This is a genomic window from Paenibacillus sp. NPDC093718 (assembly GCF_050279985.1).
Classification (GTDB): domain Bacteria; phylum Bacillota; class Bacilli; order Paenibacillales; family Paenibacillaceae; genus Paenibacillus_AQ.
Genome location: NZ_JBNNUS010000001.1, coordinates 99,154 through 121,189, shown reverse-complemented (window position 1 = coordinate 121,189; position 22,036 = coordinate 99,154). Strand labels below are relative to the sequence as shown.

General features: G+C 49.0%; 14 protein-coding genes. 9 read left to right on the top strand and 5 right to left on the bottom strand.

Going from position 1 to position 22,036, the window contains the following annotated elements; all coding sequences use genetic code 11:
• The first annotated feature begins 81 nt into the window (after nucleotides 1-81).
• The 4 genes from ACQKPA_RS00590 to ACQKPA_RS00575 all read left to right on the top strand — a co-directional run bounded on the left by ACQKPA_RS00590 (nucleotide 82) and on the right by ACQKPA_RS00575 (nucleotide 9,294).
• Nucleotides 82-825 carry a GTP pyrophosphokinase gene (locus tag ACQKPA_RS00590; RefSeq protein ID WP_100537787.1) on the top strand — a complete coding sequence of 248 codons (744 nt, stop codon included), beginning with the start codon at nucleotides 82-84 and terminating at the stop codon, nucleotides 823-825.
• A gap of 535 nt (nucleotides 826-1,360) precedes the next feature.
• Nucleotides 1,361-2,758 (top strand): protoporphyrinogen oxidase, encoded by a 1,398-nt coding sequence (locus tag ACQKPA_RS00585; protein WP_427488523.1) that lies wholly within the window; start codon nucleotides 1,361-1,363, stop codon nucleotides 2,756-2,758.
• Nucleotides 2,755-3,318, top strand: coding sequence for a DUF1697 domain-containing protein (locus ACQKPA_RS00580; protein ID WP_427488521.1), 564 nt, complete (start codon nucleotides 2,755-2,757; stop codon nucleotides 3,316-3,318). Before ACQKPA_RS00585 ends, ACQKPA_RS00580 begins: the two co-directional genes overlap by 4 nt.
• Before the next feature lie 756 nt (nucleotides 3,319-4,074).
• Nucleotides 4,075-9,294, top strand: coding sequence for an S-layer homology domain-containing protein (locus ACQKPA_RS00575; protein WP_427488519.1), 5,220 nt, complete (start codon nucleotides 4,075-4,077; stop codon nucleotides 9,292-9,294).
• Nucleotides 9,295-9,439: 145 nt separating this feature from the next.
• Here ACQKPA_RS00575 and ACQKPA_RS00570 read toward each other — a convergent pair whose 3' ends face one another.
• Nucleotides 9,440-10,669, bottom strand: coding sequence for an aminopeptidase (locus ACQKPA_RS00570; protein ID WP_427488517.1), 1,230 nt, complete (start codon nucleotides 10,667-10,669; stop codon nucleotides 9,440-9,442).
• A 114-nt stretch (nucleotides 10,670-10,783) separates the two neighbouring features.
• Nucleotides 10,784-11,155, bottom strand: coding sequence for a MerR family transcriptional regulator (locus ACQKPA_RS00565; RefSeq protein ID WP_427488515.1), 372 nt, complete (start codon nucleotides 11,153-11,155; stop codon nucleotides 10,784-10,786).
• Between the two features lie 202 nt (nucleotides 11,156-11,357).
• Between ACQKPA_RS00565 and ACQKPA_RS00560 the strand changes: the two genes are divergently transcribed.
• A complete protein-coding gene (locus ACQKPA_RS00560) occupies nucleotides 11,358-12,938 on the top strand; it encodes an MDR family MFS transporter (protein WP_427488513.1) in 1,581 nt (526 codons plus the stop codon).
• Nucleotides 12,939-13,047: 109 nt separating this feature from the next.
• Here the strand turns inward: ACQKPA_RS00560 and ACQKPA_RS00555 are convergent, their stop codons facing one another.
• From ACQKPA_RS00555 to ACQKPA_RS00545, 3 genes are all read right to left on the bottom strand, one after another.
• A complete protein-coding gene (locus ACQKPA_RS00555) occupies nucleotides 13,048-13,869 on the bottom strand; it encodes a carbohydrate ABC transporter permease (RefSeq protein WP_427488511.1) in 822 nt (273 codons plus the stop codon).
• A 16-nt stretch (nucleotides 13,870-13,885) separates the two neighbouring features.
• Nucleotides 13,886-14,845 carry a carbohydrate ABC transporter permease gene (locus ACQKPA_RS00550; protein ID WP_427488509.1) on the bottom strand — a complete coding sequence of 320 codons (960 nt, stop codon included), beginning with the start codon at nucleotides 14,843-14,845 and terminating at the stop codon, nucleotides 13,886-13,888.
• Nucleotides 14,846-15,224: 379 nt separating this feature from the next.
• A complete protein-coding gene (locus ACQKPA_RS00545; protein WP_427488507.1) occupies nucleotides 15,225-16,481 on the bottom strand; it encodes an ABC transporter substrate-binding protein in 1,257 nt (418 codons plus the stop codon).
• A gap of 484 nt (nucleotides 16,482-16,965) precedes the next feature.
• Here ACQKPA_RS00545 and yqeK point away from each other — a divergent pair, with 484 nt between their 5' ends.
• The 4 genes from yqeK to ACQKPA_RS00525 all read left to right on the top strand — a co-directional run bounded on the left by yqeK (nucleotide 16,966) and on the right by ACQKPA_RS00525 (nucleotide 22,025).
• Nucleotides 16,966-17,580, top strand: a complete 615-nt coding sequence (gene yqeK / locus ACQKPA_RS00540; RefSeq protein ID WP_427490203.1) for a bis(5'-nucleosyl)-tetraphosphatase (symmetrical) YqeK — start codon at nucleotides 16,966-16,968, stop codon at nucleotides 17,578-17,580.
• Between the two features lie 40 nt (nucleotides 17,581-17,620).
• Nucleotides 17,621-18,352 carry a metallophosphoesterase family protein gene (locus ACQKPA_RS00535; protein ID WP_427488505.1) on the top strand — a complete coding sequence of 244 codons (732 nt, stop codon included), beginning with the start codon at nucleotides 17,621-17,623 and terminating at the stop codon, nucleotides 18,350-18,352.
• Nucleotides 18,353-18,706: 354 nt separating this feature from the next.
• The gene (locus ACQKPA_RS00530) at nucleotides 18,707-20,137 is read left to right on the top strand and encodes an SWIM zinc finger family protein (protein ID WP_427488503.1); all 1,431 of its coding nucleotides are present in this window, start codon (nucleotides 18,707-18,709) and stop codon (nucleotides 20,135-20,137) included.
• A 25-nt stretch (nucleotides 20,138-20,162) separates the two neighbouring features.
• Nucleotides 20,163-22,025, top strand: a complete 1,863-nt coding sequence (locus tag ACQKPA_RS00525; protein ID WP_427488501.1) for a HEAT repeat domain-containing protein — start codon at nucleotides 20,163-20,165, stop codon at nucleotides 22,023-22,025.
• Nucleotides 22,026-22,036: the final 11 nt, after the last annotated feature.

Sequence of the window (22,036 nt, the reverse complement as noted above, 5' to 3'; positions counted from 1 at the left end):
GAATGTTAGCAGCGTGTTTTGTTTTTATTTACTACTCGAGTCATCACGGCTCTGAATCACACAATCGAAAGGAAGTATCCCATGAATTCTTTGCAAATCGAACAGCTCAAAATCATTCGGAATGAAATAACCCGATTCATGATGAAATACAAATTCGCCTTAGATGAGATCGAAACCAAAATGGAAATATTAAAAGAGGAGTTCCAGGCTCTTCATGATTATAGCCCGATCGAACATACGAAATCCCGCCTGAAATCGCCGGAGAGCATCATGAAGAAGTTGCTTCGAAAAGGCGGAAACATCTCTCTCAGTTCCATAGAAGATAATATTAAAGACATCGCGGGTCTAAGAATCACCTGCTCATTCATTACCGACATCTATAAAATCAGCGACATGCTGCAGAAGCAGAGCGATTTAACGGTGTTAAACGTCAAAGATTATATTAAGAATCCGAAGCCGAACGGATACCAAAGCCTGCATCTCTTAGTCGAAGTGCCTGTGTTTTTCTCCGACCGGGTGGAGAAGGTATGCGTTGAAGTCCAGATTCGAACCATTGCCATGGATTTCTGGGCGAGTCTGGAGCATAAAATTTTCTACAAATATAATAAGTCCGTTCCTCAGCATCTGCTGGAAGAGCTTAAGAAGGCTGCGGATACGGCTAACGCGCTGGACCGTCAGATGGAGCAATTGCACCACGAAGTGCAGGCCATTAAGGATTCGGAAAGCGACGATTCGCTGCTGGAGGAACTGAAGAGCATTCAGATCAACAACCGCAAGTATGAGCTTCCGGCAGGCTTGCTTGAAGTGTTGACCGAGGATAAATAAAGTTCTCGCCGTGGCTGGAAAAAGAATAGCCGCACCTGTTTCATCAACCGTGCACCGGGTATATATATCCTAAGTGGGAAGTGGAAACACATCAACACCAGACGGATAATCAGACGTTAAGTCGAAATTACCGAAAGGATTTGATACCCATGTACAACATGACGAGGAATAAGGACGACACAATCTGAATTATTCCAAAGTACACCTTAAGCAATGGAACGATTGCGTTAGAATAGGAAAGACCGCTTCCCACGAAAAAAACTCTGCGAGTGATCTCGCGGAGTTTTTTGCTGTCGACAGCCATCCATGCATGCCCTGGAACCCGCACGTGCACAAAGGGGGCAGTACGTTGATGTACTAATGGTGTTTTCCCGGGGGGCGGGAAGTCGGTAGTTAGGTGAACGATTCTGTTCACAATATTGAGGGAATGGCGTCCCTCGGAAGAACGGGCTCTATGATATACTTAGAAATTGGATACAATGGTAACAATCATGATTAAGAGGTTATGAACCTACATAATAGAGGTGTATGTACAGTGACAACTACCGTAGTCATCGGCGGCGGCATTACCGGACTTTCGACCTTATACTATCTGCAAAAAGAGTTGAATCGCCATCAACAGGATATGGAACTGGTGCTTATCGAGGCAAGTGAAACGCTGGGAGGCAAAATCCGAACCGTTCAGAACGGTGAATTTATTATGGAAACCGGAGCGGATTCGATCGTATCCCGGAAAACGAATGTGGCACCACTTCTGGAGGAGCTTCAGTTAACAGACCAGGTTGTGTATAACGCTACGGGGACTTCTTTTATATATACGACTGCAGGTTTGAAAAGAATCCCGGATGAGAGCGTATTCGGCATACCGCTTAGCCTGAAATCCTTGGCGGAAAGCGAGCTGGTGTCTTCCGAGGGGAAGGTGGAGGCGCTCAAGGATTACTACACGCCGAATGAGACATTTACCAAGGATGATTCTCTGGGGGAGTTCCTTGAAGCCTTCCTTGGTAAGGAAATCATTCAGAATCAGATCGCTCCGGTCATATCGGGCGTCTATTCCGGAGAGCTTCATGACCTGACCATTGCGTCTACGTTTCCCTATTTGCTGGAGTACAAAAATACGTACGGCAGCATCATGGGTGGTTTGGCCGAGAATAAACAGAAATTCCTTAGCTCGGGCAATAAGAAATTTCTATCCTTCAAAGACGGAGTCTCGGTTGTGATTGACGCACTGGCACAGAGACTGACAGAAGCAGGTGCGAAGATATACAAAGGCGTTGCCGCAGAGAAGCTGGAGAAAACAGCCAGCGGCTACGAGGTGACGTTGGCAAATGGCGAAAAGCTTGAAGCTGATTTTGTTGTTTTAAGCACGCTGGGATCCGCCGCGAAGAATCTGCTGCAAGATCGGCTGCTTAATGAGGACTTTGATCAGCTGTATACCAAATCGCTCATCAGCGTGTATCTTGCCTATGATATTCAAGACGAAGAGCTTCCCTATGATGGAACGGGATTCATTACGGCTAAGGGAACCCGGTTGAAGTGCGATGCTTGCACCTGGACGAGCCGGAAATGGGAGCATACTTCCGTGAACAAGCGGTTGTTGATGCGATTATTCTACAAGAGCTCCAATCCGCATTATGAGGAGCTGATCCGATTATCCGATGAAGAATTGAAACAGATCGGGATGGGGGATATCAGCCAAAGCCTTGGTATTAAGGCTGAGCCGATCTCTTGTGAAGTCACCAAATGGCATGACAATATGCCGAATTATCATTTGAAGCACCGGCAAATCGTGGAGTCATTAGAACAGAAAATGGATGACCTGTATCCTAACGTTATTCTCGCGGGATGCTCCTATTATGGAGTGGGTATACCGGATTGCATCGCGAACGGGGAGAAGACGGCAGGTCTGATTCTGGAAAGGATGCTTGGATGACAATCTATTTTGCGTTGCTTAGAGGAATCAACGTAGGCGGACACAATAAAATCAAGATGGCCGATTTAAGAAAGATGCTTGAATCGATGGCACTAGCTCGTGTGCAGACCTACATCCAGAGCGGAAACGTGCTCTTTGAATCCGGGGAATCCAAGGAAACGCTGCGCGTTCAAATAGAGCAGGGCATACTTGAAACGTTCGGTTTTCCGATATCGGTGATTATTAGAACCTCCGAGGAAATCGAGGGGATCGTTCGGAACTGTCCATTTTCGGAAGAAACGCTGCGTCAAGCGGAGGCAGCATCGGAGTTTGAGAGTCTTTATGTTGCCATGCTGACGGAAGCGCCTGCTGCTGAAGATATGGAGAAATTAAGGCTTTATGTGAACGAAAAGGAAATCTTCGAGGTGCTCGGTGAAGAGGTTTACTTACTGTTCAAGGAAAGCGTTCGGAATTCCAAGCTGGCGGTTCAGTTATCGAAGCTCGGCGTGCCGATGACGATGCGGAATTGGAAAACGATGAACAAGCTAATACAACTGTCCCAGACGATGAAGAGTGTGTGAGCAGCCGCAATCATTTATGCAAATGAAGGGGTACATAGCTGATCTCAAAATTCGAAAGAAAGTTCGGGTCAAAGTGTTTCACTTCCAGAAGACCGGGTAAATATAGAACAAGTGGGAAGTGGTATTGTCAATCGACGGACGGAAGAACATCATGTCATTCCGAAAGGCAGTTGATTCGCCATGAACACTCGTAAAAGGAGAAGGAGAGCGAAGTTTCTTCGATTCTTTTCAGGTAAGGCACCCTAGCAATTGGAAAATTGCTGCATAATGAATAACCAATCGCTTCCCACTGATAAGGATCCTGCGATATCATTCGCGGGGTCTTTTTTTTGTGCAGAATAAGCTGCTTGCTCAAAGATGAACCGGATATGACGTGAATAGTTCGGAAGTAATGATCTTTATACGTCATGCTGATGCTTTTTGCATACCTTGAGATATGGATGCTTACTTAAGATATAGTGATGAAGGTCTGTTAAGATATTGTCCTATTTTACTAGATGACAAGCTGATTGCCGGGACTTGCGTATCATTTATCAGATTTTACATAAAGTGGTTTAAAAAACGAAGGGAATATGCAATTATTGATCATAGGAGGTGAGATGCTAAATGAATCTCTCAAGGGGATAGCCTGAATCTGATATCGTGAGGGATTTGATGTTGAAAGCGCTTTAATTAAAATTTGGAGATCCCATGGAGACCTGGAGAATTGGGAAACTGAATTGATTGTTCAAAAAATCATTTCTAGGAGGTTTTCCATTGTCTAAGATCGTCCTGAATCGATGTATATCCTGCTTCTTGATCCTATGTATCGTGTTGTCGGCCTCGTTTACCGGATTCGCAGGACAGGCTTCAGCCCAGTCATCCACCGCGCCTAACAACGTGCCTGAACTCCTGATCACTGAGCTTGTTCCTGATTCCACGAATGTAGGAACCGCCGATGGATATGAATTTATTGAAGTATATAACAATACCGATCAAGACATCGATTTCAGCCATTACAAAATTCGTTATCGTTACTTGGAGAGTGATACCCTTTGGGCTCATGTACCCGATGAGGTGATGATTCCATCCAGAGGCACGCTGGTGTTCTGGATCATTAATGCTCAGAACAGCAAATCCACGATTGCTGATTTTAATAAAAACTACGGCACCAACCTGATTGAAAACACCGATGTTGTCAAAATATTCTCAGGCGGCATGTCCAATTCACGCATGCGGGAGCTCGTGGTTGTAACAAATACCGGCCGTCCGATCGTGTCCGCATTTTACAATGACGGGGAGGTTCATAACAAAGCTGATCAGGGGATCTTCTATAAGTATCCCGAAGATGGCAGCCTGAAGATGCAGCGGATCTCCCAACTGGAGTATAAGGCTACGCCGGGTTCGCTGCAGCATTCCGAGGTGCCTGCGGAGCCGGTACATATTGATGTGACCAAGGAACCGACGGTCACCAACCGGACGACAACAACGAATGTGGAGCCGGGCGAAAATCTGGAGATTACGGCAGAAGCGCACGATGAGCGTATGGTAACTTCACTTGCGCTATCTTATCGTGTCGATGGACAGAACGATTACAAGGTTGTACAGCTTCAGGAAGGGAAGCAAGGCCTTCGTCATACGATTTCTTATCTGGAGCTGCTGGGACACACCAAGCTGGAGTACTTTTTCACGGTGTCCAACACCTTTAAGAAAGTAGAGAGTCCTAAATATGAAGTCGACCTCACGGGGGATGGTGCCAGCGCCAGCCTGAATGTTGACGATCAACAGACCGTCACCGGGATAACGTATATTCGAGGGGCAGCAGATGGGGTAGAACCTGCCGATCTTGAGCTTCATATCGACGGGCAGCCGGTTCAAGGCACAGCCGTTATGGAGCATTCTGCATATTTTGTTTTTGAAGGCGATGGTATTGACGATGGGATCAACACGGTGACCGTTGGCAAGAACATTCTGTTCAAGACCGAGCCGAATATTGACGGTTATCAAACCATCGTTGTCCCCATCGAACCGCAATGGCTGACAAGCGGCACAAACGAAATTACCCTGCGGGCCGGCGATAATGAGAAGACCTATTTCGAGGATGACAAGCCGACGGGGAATATGGATGATTTTAATGTCCGCAACGTACGGCTGTTGTTAGGAGACGGGACAGAAATCCGGGATTCGCAATTCAGCGATCCTGCGCTTATTCACGACCTAGGGGACGATGGACGGTTTCTGCCATTTGTTGCGTTTCAATTCGATATTTCTGCCGATAAGGTAAAAGCCCTGTCTTACGCATGGGATACCACGACGGTTACAGACGGTCTGCACAAGGTTGATTTGCATGTAAAGGGTAAGTCTGAAGCCTTTGCCAACATACAGGTAGATAACAATGGACCCGAAATTAACGTGACCGTTGAAGAAGGGAAGAGCTATAAGGGAAGCATTCCCATTGATGTGACTGCACAGGATAGCGAATCCGGCGTTGAACAGGTGGAGGCACTGCTAGATGGTCGAGCCATTCAGGTGCCATACGATACTTCATCTTCCGAGCTTGAACCAGGCGACCATAAGCTGGACATTCTGGCGGTGGACAAGATCGGCAACATCTCGGAACGTACGGTTACGTTTAACACTTCACCGGAGCATCCGAATGTACCTGTATTGGTCTCACCTGCAGATATGGAGCACGGAACCGGGCTATCGCCGGAGCTTAAAGTTCAAGTTAGCGATCCATCGGATGACGAACTTGAGGTCTCCTTCCATCAGGCTTATCCGTATCATGCATTAAGCGGCGATCGGGTGAAGCTGTCCAAGAACGCCTCGGATGAAGAACCGCCTAAGGATAGGTTCCCGGCTGGCGAAACCGCGCTGACCGAAGAGGAATTGAAGCTGGTAGCTGAATCCAACGATCAATATGTCACGGTGGATTCCACGTCCCAGTTCCCTTATATCCGGTTTGAGGTAGAGCTGGAGCATGCCGTGGAGCCGGGTGACAGCGTTGAAGTAACTTGGGAAGGACACACGGTGCCTGGCCGAAAGGTCACGATGTATGCATGGAACCACAATCTGAACAAGTGGACGGAGATCACCAAACATATTGCGCAGTCTGAAGATGATTTTACGCTTCGAGGCGAACTAACGGCAGCAGACTACGTACAAAACAGCAAAGTGGATGTCATTGTACAGGATGAAATCCCTTCCCGAGAGGATTATGATTACACGTTTGTATGGGTATCGGATACCCAATTCTTAACGGAGCTGTACCCGCATATACAGCAGAAGCAGTTTGATTGGATTGTTGACTCCATCGATGATATGAACATCAAATATTTGTTCCATACCGGTGATATTGTGAATGACCCGACAGCTGAGTATCAATGGAAGCGTGCCGATGATTACATGAAGATGCTGGAGGATGCAAAACTGCCGCATGGCGTGCTTGCCGGAAATCATGATGTGGGAAGCTACGATTGGGACTACACGACCTACAGTCAATATTTCGGGGAGAACCGTTACAAGAATCAGCCATATTACGGAGGTTCCTACAAGGACAATCGCGGACATTATGACCTTGTATCCGTTGAAGGCAACGACTTCATCATGATGTATATGGGATGGGGCGTTGAAGACGAGGACATTAAATGGATGAACGAGGTTCTCGCAGAATATCCGGACCGTATCGCATTTCTGAATTTCCACGATTACATGCTCGCGAACGGAACCCGCTCCGGTATAGGCAACAAATTGTACAAGGAAGTTGTCGTACCGAATCCCAACGTAGTTGCCGTTCTAAGCGGCCATTACACGGGAGCCAGTCTGCTTAAAAATGAATTGGATGATAATGGTGACGGTACTGCGGACAGAACCGTGTATCAGATGCTGGCAGACTATCAAGGACATGCCGATGGCGGGAGTGGTTACTTGAGACTACTGCATTTTGATAAGGAAAGCAATCAGATTTACGTGAATACGTATTCGCCTTACCTGGATAAATATAATTATTATACAAATCCGGGCGTGGATGAATTTACGATGAACCTGGATCTTGAACCGAAATTAAAGCGGGTCGCAACGGATTCGATCCAAGTAAATCATCTGAGAGGAGAGTCCATCGGTACACCGCAGAACGTGGCTAGCGGCACTGAGGTTACTCAGCAATGGGCAGGACTGCAATCCGATGGAACCTATTCGTGGTATGTCGTCGCACAAGACAAATTCGGAGGGAGAACCCTTTCGGATGTGTGGACATTCACGACAGATGGAGGGAATCTCGACGCTCCGACCAACCTGAAAGCACTGAATGTGACATCGTCAACGGTTCAAATCGGTTGGGATCCCGCGAACGGTCCGGAACAACAAGTTGCGAACTATAATGTGTATCAGGACGGGGAGCGCGTTGCAACAGTTACGGATAGCGTATATGAAGCGACTGGGCTGACCCCGGACACGCCGTATGAATTCAAAGTTACCGCCGTGGACAAGCAAGGCGCGGAATCGGCTCCGAGTGAGGTTTTAACGGTCATCACTCAAGCCGTAGAAATTCCGGGAGCGCCTGTGTGGACAGCCGGAAAGCTTGAATTTTCGGACATCACGTCGAACGGCGTATCCATGAGCTGGCCGGAAGCGACCGCAGATGATGGCGTGGATGGATATCGTGTATATCTGAAAGGGCGGAGTGAACCGGTTGTTACCGTGACCAATGATGTGTATTCGCATACCGCCTCCGGTTTGGAGCCGGACACCCGATATCATTTTACCGTAAAAGCCTATAACGCTGCGGGAGAGAGCGCCGGACTTCATAACTCGGTCACAACACCTGCAGCAGCAGTAGACAAGAGCGAGTTAATCGGATTGATTGCATCGGCACAGCAAAGACTCGACGAAACACGGGAAGGCACGTCGCCGGGGCAGTATCCGGCCGCAGCAAGGTCAACACTCCGTGCTGCCATTGAAAGCGCCAGCGCCACAGCGCAACAGGATCATGCAACTGCCAAGGAAGTACAGGATGCGATCACCGCTCTGCAAGCCGCGATCCTTGCCTATAACGCTTCGGTTGTACCTTTACCGGAGAATCCTCCATCATCGGGATCAGAATCGGGATCCCCTGGAGGCCATGTATTATCTGGAGACAACCGTTTAAAGGGACTTGAAGTGATCATCGGCGGCAAAGCAGCTGAACTAACCCCTGCATTTAATGAGAACACGACAGCGTATCGACTTGAGACGGAAGCCGATTCCGTGCAGCTCCGTGTAGATGCGGCGCATAGCAAGGCAACAATCCTTCTTGGAGAAGAACCCCTGAAGAAGGATCAGGTAATCGCGCTGAAGGAAGGGGCAAACCTGTTGAAGCTGGTGATTCGGGCGGAGAACGGTACGACCCGAACTTACCAGTTAACCATTCACCGTAAGGTGAAGCCGGGGACCGAAGAACCGAAGCCGGAACCAAAACCGGTGATGTTAACCGACATCGCTGGACATTGGGCTTCGTCGGCGATACAGGAAGCGGTTCAGCTCGGTATCGTTGGAGGCTATCCGGATCAGACCTTTAAGCCGGATCGGCAAGTAACACGCGCTGAATTTATGGTGATGATGGTCAAAGCATTGAATGGACAAGGGGATGCTGGGAAGCTGAATTTCAAGGACAGTTCCCTGATCGGGTCCTGGGCAAATGAAGCGATTCAATGGGCCGTATCCGAAGGTATTGTGAAGGGATATCAAGACGGCTCATTCAGACCGAATCAATCCGTCAACCGTTCTGAAATGGCGGTCATGATCACACGTTATCTGGGCCTTGCCTTACCAGAACCAGAAACGGAATTCCGTGATCAGCAAGCCATTCCGGCTTGGGCAGAGAAGGAAATCGCAGCCGCGGCCGAGGCTGGCATCGTGAATGGCCGCTTAGGTAACCGGTTTGCTCCTCGGGAATCTGCTACCCGTGCGGAAGCGGTCATGATGATACTTCGTATGCTGAAGCACATGGAGAAGAAGTAAGGAATAAGAACTGATAAGAGGCTGACACTAGAGCTGGAGCTCTAGTGTCAGCCTCTTTCAGGTTGTACGCTAGAAAAGCCCTGCGATTGCCGCAGGGCTTGTAATTGAATATGAAGGTGGATTATCATGACATTTCAGACTGATGTCAAACCCATCGTCCGCCGCGAAATACAGGTTCAATCGTGCCGTCAGCCAGCACGCCGTCAATGTCGAGTTCAGCCGAACCAATCATGAAGTCAACATGCGTCAGACTGACATTGGCTCCGTGAGCGAGCAGTTCCTCCTTGCTCATCTTGGTTCCGCCCACAATATTGACAGGATAGGCGCTTCCCAGGGCAAAGTGGCACGATGCATTCTCATCGATACCGGTGTTATAGAAGACGCGGTTCAACTGGGAGATTGGCGAGTCATGCGGTACGAGTGCCATTTCTCCGAGATAGGACGCGCCTTCGTCCGTTTCCAGCAGTGTTGTAAGATGCTCCCGTCCGGATTCGGCTTCATATTCGACAACCTTGCCGTCCTTGAACGTGAGCCTCATGCCTTCCACCAGGCGGCCGTTCAAATTAAGCGGAAGCGTACTGGTTACGGTCCCGTTCACGCCTGTACGGTGCGGCATCGTGTAGATTTCTTCGGTCGGCATGTTCGCCACGAAATATACGCCGGCTTCATTTTCGTCGCCGCCGCCGAGCCACAGATACCCATCCGGCATGTCCACGCGCAGATCCGTTCCCGGCGCACGATAGTGGAAACTCTTATAGCGTTTGGCATTCATGTGATTCTGGCGTTGCTTCAGCTGAGCAATATGATCCCGCCATGCGGCAACCGGATCTTCACTGCCCACCCGGTTCATTTGGAATACCGCATCCCACATCGCTTGAATCCGATCCTCTTCGGGAAGATCCGCGAATACCTTATTGGCCCAAGCGAGGGTAGGGGCTTTAATGAGCGACCAGCTTATTTTATTATTGCGCACGTAAACCTGGTATTTCTCGTTGGCTACGGCAGCGGCTTTTACGGCTGTAGATACTTTGGCCGAATCAATGCCGCGAAACAGCTCCGGATCCGGGACCTTAATGCGCAGAATGGCTCCTCCGCCTTCAGCAAGCTGCTGCATGGCATCGGCCTGCCACTGCGGATAATAACCGAAGGAGTCATTGGGTGCTTTCTCGTAGCGAATGCGGGTGATTCTCTCATCATCCCAGTCGACTTGCACATATTTGGCGCCAGCATTGTATGCCTTGGCAACGATGCGGCGTGTCAACTCTACGGTTTCGATTGGAGCATTGACGATCAGCACTTGGCCTGGCTGAATGTTTACACCTACCTTAACGACCAGCTCCGCGTATTTCTCCAAATTCTTCTCGAAATTGTCCATATGTAGATTTCCTCCATTTCAGATGTACACCTTTATTTTAGCATGTTAAGGAGGGTTGCAGATAACGGATCTAATCATCGAAATGAACGGCCCAGAGCATCATGACGCTCGGGGTCAGACTGGGACCTGGTTCTTTTTTTTCATCGTAAGGGAAATTTGCCTTTCAAGCAGCCTTTTCAACTCATGGAGAGCTGCGATCTGACCATCCACATGACTTAATTTCTCTTGGTAAATGGACAGCATTTCCTCGCAGTACTCGTAATCATCTGGAGAAGTAATTTCTCCTTTGAATAAAGCTCTGATTTGATCCGTAGTCAATCCCAGCTTCAAATACAATTGAATCATTTTGACCCGCTCGATGGCAGATGTGTCGAAATGACGGTAATCATTATCAAGCCTGTGGGCTTCAAGCAGGCCTTTTTGTTCATAATGCCGGATGGAGCGTGCACTGACCTGGCTGATTTGTGATAATTCACTGATCTTCATTCTACATGAACCTCCTTGCATGAGTTGGATATCCCGATTATACGCTACCAGGGATGAGTGCATAAAGTGTCTGGGCTTTATTTATATGTATTTTGAAAAAAAGAGGAATCGGGGATAAAAGTGTGACAGTCACCTGTCATCCTTTCTGAATTACAATGACGACAGTAAGAAGGAAACCTACTTAGAAGGAGTGTATGAGAACTTGAAGACACAATCAACCAACAAATTACCCATCGTGCTTGCCGGCCTGCTGCTCGGCATATTAATGGCCTCCATGGACAATACGATCGTAGCGACCGCTATGGGGAATATCGTCGGGGAGCTAGGAGGACTTGATCATTTTGTATGGGTGACCTCCGCTTATATGGTCGCTGAGCTTGCGGGAATGCCGATCTTCGGCAAGCTGTCCGACATGTATGGGCGCAAAAAGTTCTTTGTATTCGGGATGATTGTATTTATGCTGGGTTCCGTGATGTGCGGTACGGCGAGCTCCATTACGGAACTGGCGCTATATCGCGCCGTGCAAGGTATTGGTGGCGGTGCGCTCATCCCGATTGCATTCGCGATTATGTTCGATACGGTTCCCCTCGAAAAGCGGGGTAAGCTTACCGGGTTATTCGGAGCCGTGTTCGGATTATCCAGCATATTCGGACCGCTCGCAGGTGCGTATATTACCGATCATATTACATGGCAGTGGATATTCTATATTAATTTGCCAATCGGCATCGTGGCTTTCATGATGGTGACGCTGTTCTATAAAGAATCGCATGAACGCTCCAAACAGCCGATTGATTGGTTGGGCGCCACTACGCTCCTGACAGGCGTCATCTGTTTCATGTTTGCTTTAGAGCTTGGAGGCAAGCAGTTGGCGTGGAATTCCTGGATTATTCTGACGTTGTTTGCTGCGGCGTTTGTCATGCTGGTCCTCTTCGTGCTTGCGGAGAGAAGGGCGGAAGAACCGATCATTTCGTTTCGTTTGTTCAAGAATAAACTCTATACCTCCAGTGTGCTGTGCGGCTTATTCAGCGGAGGATCCTTCATCGTGGCTTCCGTGTATATTCCAATCTTCATTCAAGGCGTACTCGGCGGAAGCGCAACGAACTCGGGACTCGTCCTGCTGCCAATGATGGTGGGTTCGGTCATCACGGCTACGGTGAGCGGTTTTCTAATGAGTAAAATATCGTATCGCAACATCATGATCCCGACGCTTGTCCTATTCACGGGAGGGATGGTGTTTGCATCGACGCTAACGGCGGAATCCAGCAGGTTCATCGTAACCCTGTACATGGTGCTGATCGGGCTTGGCATCGGCGGCTCGTTCTCCGTCCTGGGTACAGCCGTCATGCACGGCTTATCCTATAAACAGCGCGGGATGGCGAGCTCGACCTTTAACTTCACGCGATCGCTTGGAATGACCATTGGCATAACGGTGTTCGGGTTGATACAAAGCCGCTCCTTCACCGGATCCTTGTCATCGGAAGGGATGAACACCGGTGGTCTTCCTGAAGGATTTGATCTCAAGGACCCTCACATCTTATTGGCGCCGGAGACGAGGTCGCTGATTCCGGCCGAGCTACTCAAGCCGATCTCGGACTCGCTTGCTTCCTCCATTGCGGCTACGTTTGCATGGGCTATCGTTCCTGCAGCGTTAGCGCTTGCGGCAGCAACGGTAATGGGGCGCAAAAAGTTGGATGAAACAGCGGAGTTAAAGCGGGAGACGGCCGTTGGTTCAGAAGAGGAGAGTGAAACTCCGGACAATGAAAAGCTGGCGATGGTGCCGTAATGGTTTCGGTATGGCGGTATGATCTGGGGTCAAAATAAGAAAAGGCTGCTTACAACAAATAAGAGGGTATCCCAATAGATCTAAGATCTTTTGGGATACCCTTTTGCCGTTAACTCTTAATGGCACCTGCTGCAATATCGGAAATGAATTGCTTGCTGATGAACAGGAACAAAACGATCAGCGGGATGACGGCGAGCAGCGTACCGGCAATGACCATCGAATAGTCGGTCGTGTATATTCCGTTCAATGAGGAAAGCGCAACCTGCAGGGTGAATTTGTTCTCATCATTTAGAATAATTAGCGGCCACAGGTAGTCATTCCATACGCCGATGAACGTGAAGGCAGCCAGGAACGATAGGGCGGGACGCAGAATCGGCAGCGATATATTCCAGTAGAGGCGGAAGAATCCGCAGCCGTCGATTTTGCCAGCATCCAGCAGCTCTGAAGGCACCGACTCCTGTGCATATTGCCTGATCCAGAAGATCCCGAAGGCGTTTACCATTCCGGGAATGATCAGCGCCTTATAAGTTCCTACCCATCCGAACTCTGCCATAATGACAAAGGAGGGCACCAGGGACAGCTGGGCAGGCGCCATCATGGTAGCTAGCAGCAGCACAAACAGCCATTTTTTGCCCGGGAAATGGAATTTGGCGAACGTGAATCCGGCCAGGGAATCAAAGAATAAGACTAACAGCGTACAAGCGGAAGCCACGAACAGGGTATTCCAGAAGGCGCCGAAGAAATCAATGCTGCTCAGCACCCTCGACAAGTTATCAAGCAAGTGAGGACCGAACCATAGTTTCGGAGGAAAGCTGTAAATATCCGAAGTGGTTCGGGTTGCCATTACAAGCAGCCAATAGAAGGGGAAAATCGACAGCAGCAGTCCGGCGATTAACCCGATGTGAAGGAATATGGATTTCCATTTGAACATACGATTCACCCCCATTTCAGTCATTGGACGGACTGCCCTGCACCATTTTCCAGTTCACAATGGAAAAGATCGCTATGAGCAGGAACATTCCCCATCCGACGGCAGCGCCATATCCGAAATAGTTATTCACAAAGGCTTCACGGTACAGGTAGAGGACGATGGTCATACCGCCGCCGCTGACGCCGCCATCATTGCCAACAAGCACCTGCGGTTCGGTGAAGATCTGCATGCCGCCGATGGTCGAGGTAATGACTGTGAAGAGAATGATGGGCCTAAGATTGGGAATGGTGATTTTGAAAAAGGATTGAATGCCGGAGGCTCCGTCGATCTTGGCTGCTTCGTACAGGACGGTCGGGATGCTCTGCAGCCCGGCAAGATAGATAATGGCGTTATACCCTGCCCATCTCCATATGACCATGACCGAAATGGCGAGCTGTATGCCCCATGTTTTATTCAACCACTCGATGGAGTTCAGGCCGAGCAAGGACAGCATATAGTTGAGAAGGCCGTAATTGTTCGAGAATACGGTGCCGAACACGATGGCAACCGCCACGAGTGAGGTGACGTTCGGCAGGAAATAGCCGATCCGGAAGAAGGTGCGGAACCGGACAAATGACGCATTAAGCAGGAAGGCTACGACCAGCGCGATAAACAGCATCGGTATCGTGGAGTAGATCCAGATGAGCAGCGTGTTGCCGACGGCTCTCCAGAATTCCGGATCGGTGAGCATGAATTGGTAGTTGCCCAGCCCGTTATAGGTCATCTCGCCGATGCCGTCCCATTTCTGAAAGGACAGGAACATCGAGAAGGCAATCGGGAAGAGGCCGAATATGGCAAATAGAATGTAAAAAGGGGAGATCGCCAAATATTCTTTGCGGTGTTTCCATATCTGTGCAGACAGTCGGTCTTGAGATTTCGGATGTTTAGGAACAGGCTTCTGTTCCACAGGCGTATGATTCAGCATTGGATTATCCATCGTACTGTAACCTCCTCAAGCGATTGGTATTTAAGTACTTATAGAGGTTGTTCAAAAAGTCCGCTTTTGATAAGAAAACCTCTATCGAGGCCACTTCAAGGATGAGCGACCGCGATGCATAGGTAGGTTTTCTTGCGATATAGAATTTCATCAGTTCCACTGATAACTCATAAATCCTATATCTAACACGAAGCGAATCAGGAAGCAGCTCGGCATCGAATCTTGAATTCAGCCGGGCCTTCCGGTGCCCACGTACCCAAAACGTACGCTCCGCTTCTCAGTCCCTAGCTTCATTCAACCTTCTTGGTGCTGAAAATCGACCTTTTTGAACACGCACTTATAGCAATCGAGAAACAAACTTGTAAGAACCGGATCCGGTTCAGCGCAGCAGTTCTTTTTTGACTCTGGCCAGCGCGTCTTCCCACGCTTTATCAGGATTTTTGCCCTGGAGCGCAACCGAAGACAGCTCTCGATTGACAATGCCGTTTACATTAGCGAATTTACCACCGAAATAAGCAGGTTTGACGTTACGCGCAGATTCCGAGAACACCTCTCCAGTTGCCTGATTCCCGAAAAATTCCTCGGGCTCCTTCATCACGGGGGCATCCAGCGCGTCTTTGGCGGAAGGGAAGAGGTTAATCTTCTTAAAGGATTGAACCTGATTTTCCGGACTCTGAATATATTTCATCACTTCAAATGCTTCTTGCGGATATTTACTCGTCTTCATAATGGCCAGGAAGGAGCCTCCATTGTTGCCGTCCCCGCCAGGGGCGCGTGCTACTCTCCACTTGCCGCTGGTATCCGGCGCCGCCTGCATCAATATTTCCTTCATCCACACCGCACCGACAAAGGAAGCGACCCGTCCATTGTTCATGGCGGCATTCCATTCGGAGGAAGAAGTATTGGCGTTGGCGCTTAGCTTCATCTGGGAAGCCTTCACCGCCGTATCCCAGGCCGTCTTCATGGAGGACTCAGGGGTTTCGCCGATAAACGTATTGTCCTCGGCAAAATATATGCGTTCAGACTGAGCATTCATTTGCGTGTATATGTTGGTGATGTTGTCGAGCATTTTCACCTTTTGATCAAAATGCTCCTGCAGCTTCTGCCCGGCTTCGAAATATTGATCCCAGGTGCCGAGCTGCGCGTGGACCTCTTCCGGTTCGGTCGGCAGCCCGGCTTCCCCGAACAAATCGGCCCTGTAGTATAGGGCGGTTGGCCCCGTGTCGATCGGAAGGGCAATCATGGCGCCTTCCGGGGTTACGCCAAGCTTCCATTTCCAATCCAGGAAATCCGGCTCAATATCCTTGGCGCCCAGCTCATACAGATCGTAGAAACGATCCGAGCTCGTAAACAGCTCTGCCACCCAGTCGTTAAAAGCGACGATATCCGGTCCTCCGGAACCGGCCGCCAGCGTTGTCTTTAGCTTCGATTTGAAGTCGCCACCGATTTTTTGCGCATCGATTCGAATCCCCGGAAACTCCTTTTCAACGGACTTAATCAGCTCATCGTCCAGGCTTCGGTTCCAGTACCAAAGTGTAAGCGTTTTCGTTTTTTCGGTGGAAGCATTTCCCGTGCAACCACTGATGATCATAACAAGAATCAGTAACCCCAAGCTAACCATCCTGCGTGTATTCACTATCGTCAGCCTCCTAACGTGGTGAAGTCGGTGATGCTTAAATCTTATTCAGTTACCAAGCTTGCGTGAGTAAAATATATGATTACGTTAATAAACATTAGACTAAAAATCGAAACATTCCATATTAAGGAATAATAAATGGACAAACGGTGCGTTTTTGGATCATCCCTAACTAATTCCATTGAATGAAGTAGCCTTTGGGCTGCTTTTTAATAGAATCCTTTGGGCTCGTTCCAGTGTATAATTGCCTCCTTCCAACGTGCGTTATGTATTGCCGTTATTGTGGATATACGCATCGCGTACTTTAATACCCGGCCGACGATACGTAGAATCGGATGACCTCCTTTCTTTGACTTTCTTGTATAATAGCTTCAAACTATTCTCAGTATAAGTGAATATTGTATGGAAAATGAAGTGCTAGATTGGTAAATTCAAGGAATTAGGTGAGGTGAAAAGAGTGAATGACCCGCGTAACCATCGCTTGATGATCAGCTCCTATCGTGAGCTTGGGGGACACGATCTCACCGGAAATCTTAGGAATGACGTGGTCCGCTTTCTGCAGAAACACCAATGCCCAAAGACAGCAGAGCATGTGCTTAAAGTGGGGGAGGAAGCCCGCAGAATTGCGATTCTCTATGGTGCCGATCCGAACGCTGCTGAATATGCCGGGTATCTGCATGATATTAGTGCCGTTTTTCCGAATCATGTCCGCATTCAAGTATCCCGTGAGATCGGTTTGGATGTATTGCCCGAAGAAGAGTTATTTCCCATGATCATCCATCAGAAAATATCGGCATATATGGCTGAGGATTTGTTCAAGATTACAGAACCGGAAATATTGAGCGCTGTTGGTTGCCATACGACGTTGAGATCCAAGGCTTCTTTATTAGACAAGGTACTGTTCGTCGCTGACAAAATGGAATGGGATCAAACGGGAATCCCCCCGTATATACAAGAGGTTACGGACCAGCTGCAAATCTCGCTGGATCATGCGGCATTCGAATATATTCAATACTTATGGAATCGACGTGAATTACTGAAGGTAGTCCATCCCTGGCTTCGAGACGCATATGATGAATTAAGGGATTCACTAAGCTAACCACAGCATACGAAATAAACGAAGCTTGGAGGCGGGTTCATTGACGCAAATTGCATTGATCTCCGACATACACGGAAACATCCCTGCGCTGGAAGCCGTTCTGAAGGATATCAAACAGCGCAGAATCGAAACCATCTATTGCCTGGGCGACTTGATTGGCAAGGGCCCGCACGGAGATATCACGGTTGATATGGTGAGAACCCATTGCCAGCAAGTCATCAAGGGGAATTGGGACGACTTCATAGGTAAGAAAACCGATGATCCGGTCCTCCTATGGCATCAGCATAGACTCGGAAGCGAGAGGCTTCAATACCTTGCCGATCTTCCGTATATCCTTGAGTTCATGATGAGCGGTAAATGGATCCGGTTGTTTCATGCATCGCCACGTAGCGTGTACGAGCGAATACAACCATGGGATGGCCAGGAGAAGCTTGAAACCTTGTTTCACAGTTCCCCGCTGGGCGGGGATCCGAGAATCGCGGACGTTGCAGGTTACGGGGATATTCATAATGCATATCACCAGCATCTGGACGGGAGAACGCTATTTAATACCGGCAGCGTCGGCAATCCCCTTGAAATGCCTGAGGCCTCCTATGTCATTTTGGATGGAATCTATGACAGCGAAGAGCCGGCTCCTTTCAACATTCAATTTATTCGCGTGCCTTATCCTATTGAACAAGCCGTACAGGATGCCCTGGAATCCGGCATGCCTTTCCCTGAGGAATATATTCTCGAGGTTAGGACGGGGCGGTATCAAGTAAGGAAAGACTAATGGATGATACCGATTTATGAAGAGCCGGTTATGCCGGCTCTTTTTTTTTAGAGATAAGAAAGTATAAACTTCCAAGGCTTAGCATCCTTATCTCGCAAGAAAAACTTCCACTAAATGCGGTCTGTCTACTGAGAAAGTATGTCGATAGACGTTTTTCTTATGTGAGCAAACACATAAATTTTATTTTACATTATTATCTATTAAAGGATGAAGGTGATCGATTCAATAGGAATGAGTGTTCTTAAATAGGTCTTAAGAAGGGTAGGGAGTCAGGCGCAGATTCGATATGATTAAAAGTAATGGTTAATTTTGCTGTTCATGACCGGCAGCGACTTGATTTAGGAGGGTATGAGTTTGGTTGAGATTACAGAGTCATGGATCGATTCGCAGGCACCGAATAGTGCGGCCATAAAGAATGGGCAGGGCCTTGTCAAAAAAGGACGGTTTCTGCAGCTCCATCATTCGGAGGATCATGCCGTACTTTTCGGCACATGTGCTGGCAGCGGAAGTTCCGATTACCAGCCGTCCGCCGATTTTGCGGCACCGGAGAAGCCGGTTATGCGGTGTACTTGCCCGAGTCGGCAGTTTCCGTGCAAGCATGTGCTTGGACTGCTCTATGCGTATGCAGGCGGAGCATCGTTTACACCCGCCGAGGTGCCGGAGGATTTGGCCGCCAAGCGGGAGAAAGCGGAGAAGCGGGAAGAGCGTAAGCTCAAAGAAACAACCGAAGGGGCAGCGCCCAAACCGAAGAAGGTCAACAAATCGGCATTAATAAAGAAAATCAATGCGCAGCTGGAAGGTCTGGACGTATTAGAGAGGCTGATCCACTCGTTGATCCGGAACGGATTAGGAACATTGGATAAAAAGGAACAAAAGCTGATCCAGGAACATGTAAAGCAGATGGGCAACTATTATTTATCGGGTGCTCAGTCGGAACTTCGCCGCCTGGCTTTGGTGCTGTCAGATACAGACCAGGAGAAATCTTATACATATGCGGTGGAGCAGCTTGCTGTTATGAACGCAATCATTAAAAAAGGCAGACAATACCTGACTTCAAAGCTTGAGGATCCGGATATTGCGCTGAACCATGAGTCGACGATTGAGGAATGGCTGGGGCACGCCTGGCAGCTGACGGAGCTGCAAAGCTTCGGACTCGTAAGTGAAGAGGCGGAGTTGATACAGCTTTCCTTTCTGAGTTATGCCGACGATGCACGGCTGGAGCATGTGGATATCGGACACTGGATTCAGAAAGACAGCGGCGAAATTCACCGAACGATTCAGTACCGTCCCTATAAGGCCGCCAAGCTGATGCGTGAGGAAGACAGCTTTTTCGAAAAAGCCCGAGTCCCAGTGCTTTACCGTTATCCGGGGGATATGAACCGACGGGTCCGCTTTGAAGAGATGACTTCAACTCCGGTGACAGCGGACGATTTGGTTTGGATTCACGAATATGCGGCGGACTCTTATGCTGACGCAGTTAAAAAGGTGAAGAACCAGCTGAAAAATCCACTCGCTGACAGCCATCCCGTGATGTTGCTTCATGTTTCCCGGATCAGCCGGAACGACGAAGGTCAGTATGCCATCACGGATGAAGCCGGACAGTCGATTGCCCTTGGTGACGTATTTTTACAGTCGACGGTACCGATGCTGCGGTATCTGCCGGAGGAGAAGCTGAGCGGCGTCTCCATGCTGGTTATGTTTGAGCACAGCCTGACGACGGGCCGCCTCTTGGCGCAGCCGCTGACCCTTGTTACGAATAACGAAATCATCCGGCTGTTGTACTGAGCAGGGATAACGAAGGAGGACGACCATGAGTACGGCATTACTGCAGGAGCTTAACCAGGAGGTTAGGCGTTTATATATTGCCGGCAGCAAACTTGCAGCCGGCGACTTTCGCCTCAAGAGGCTGCTGCCGCAGTTTCAGCAGCTGGGAGAGCGCGCTCCCGTGTTCAAGAGATTGGGTGAGGGGATCAGCGCTTTAATCGAACCGGAATCCGGAAAGGAGACTCCGTCGGCTCAGCTGCTTCAGGATTTGAACCAGCTGCTGAGTTCCGTGCTGCATACGCAAGGAACAACAGCCCCAGAAGGAGAGCTCCACCCGGTAGACCATCATCCGGTTTCACTGTCATCCCATTTATCCTTCCGCAAGCTTTCCGCTGTACAGACCGCGCTGACTACAACGGGCAGCGGCCGTTACGAGATCATAGAAGAAGCATGGAAGGAAGGCTTGTTCCGGGATTTCCGTCTGGTATATCTTGCAATTGAAGCCTTGAATGACCCTTATGTGGAGATTGGAGAGCTAGCAGCCAATGAGATTTTGCCAGCGTATGGTCCAGAAATCATTCCATTTCTGATGGAAAGCTTTAATCCCGAGGGCGGAAAGTCGGAGTCGCGCAAGCTGAAGGTGATGGCCCAAACTGGCGGCAAGGAAATAGCGGAGTTGATCCGACAAGCGGCCGAGATCGGTAGCGATGAGGTGCGGTGCATGGCGATCAAACTGCTTGCCCGCTACGAAGAGTATGAAGCTGATCTGATGGAATGGAGCAAGAGTAAGAAGAAAGCTATTCGCGAAGCCGCATACGACGCACTTGCCGAGAACGGTTCGAATCAAGCTGTGGAGCGATTGTATGAAGCCGCTCAAGGAAAAGACCAAGAGCTGGTTAACCCTGCCCTGGGCAAATGCTGCTCCGCCTTGTTGACGGATTGGCTTGTACGGGACATGTCCGCCGAGCTTCAAGCGGTTTCCGAATTTCAGGATGACAAGTCAAAGCTGGAGGGGAGCTGGAGCAAGGTGAAGCGCTGCTTGTGGGCACTGCACGATAAACAAAGTCCGGCGCTCGAAGAGCTGTACCGGAACGTGCTTCAGCAATATTCCTTATATATCAAGTCTTTGGGCTGGACATACCTTATGAATGAAGCGGTTATTTACATGAATCGTGTGGGTTCCGAGGAAGCCAAGGAACTGCTTCGCCAAAACGCAGAGAACGATTTGGAGCAATACAGACATAGCAGCTCATATGTCCGCGAGGTATTCCAAAAAGCCGCTCGCGTGCTCCCGCCGGACCGCGTATATGAACAATACAAGGATGTTCTGTTAGAAGGCTTCGCCTCCTCGTCACTTGGCAATGCAGCCAAAGAACGAAAAAGGCTTTTGGACACCCTGTCAGATATGGTTATCCATAGGCAGTATAAACCGTATGAGGAAGTTATGCCTTTTACGGGGAAGGAGAGCTACACGTATTACGTGGAAATGCTTCCGCAGGAGCAGCTGCAAGCAAGCTGGGATGACAGATGGCTTGAGCTGTTTATCGAGCAGGATGAGCTTGCGCTGGTAAGTGCGTTCGCCCGCCGGGGACATCACGGAGCCGAGTCGTATTTAATGGCGAAGCTGAAGAATTCGCCGGAATTCCGCAATCGTTTTGCCAATTTGATCATCATGGGGCTTGATCGTTCCGGCATAAAGGATGAAGCGTTATTTGAAGCTATTGTGGTCGCGATGGAGGATAAGCGCAATCAGGACTGCTATATGATAGAACCTTTTATATTTAAGCAGCTTTGCCGATTACCGGCAAGCTATTATGACCGCGTTCATGCGGTGCTGGGCAACTATCGGGATAACGCCGAAGATCAGCTTCGTTACATCCTTCGGATGATGAAAGAACAAGAAATTTAAAGGAGTGAAAA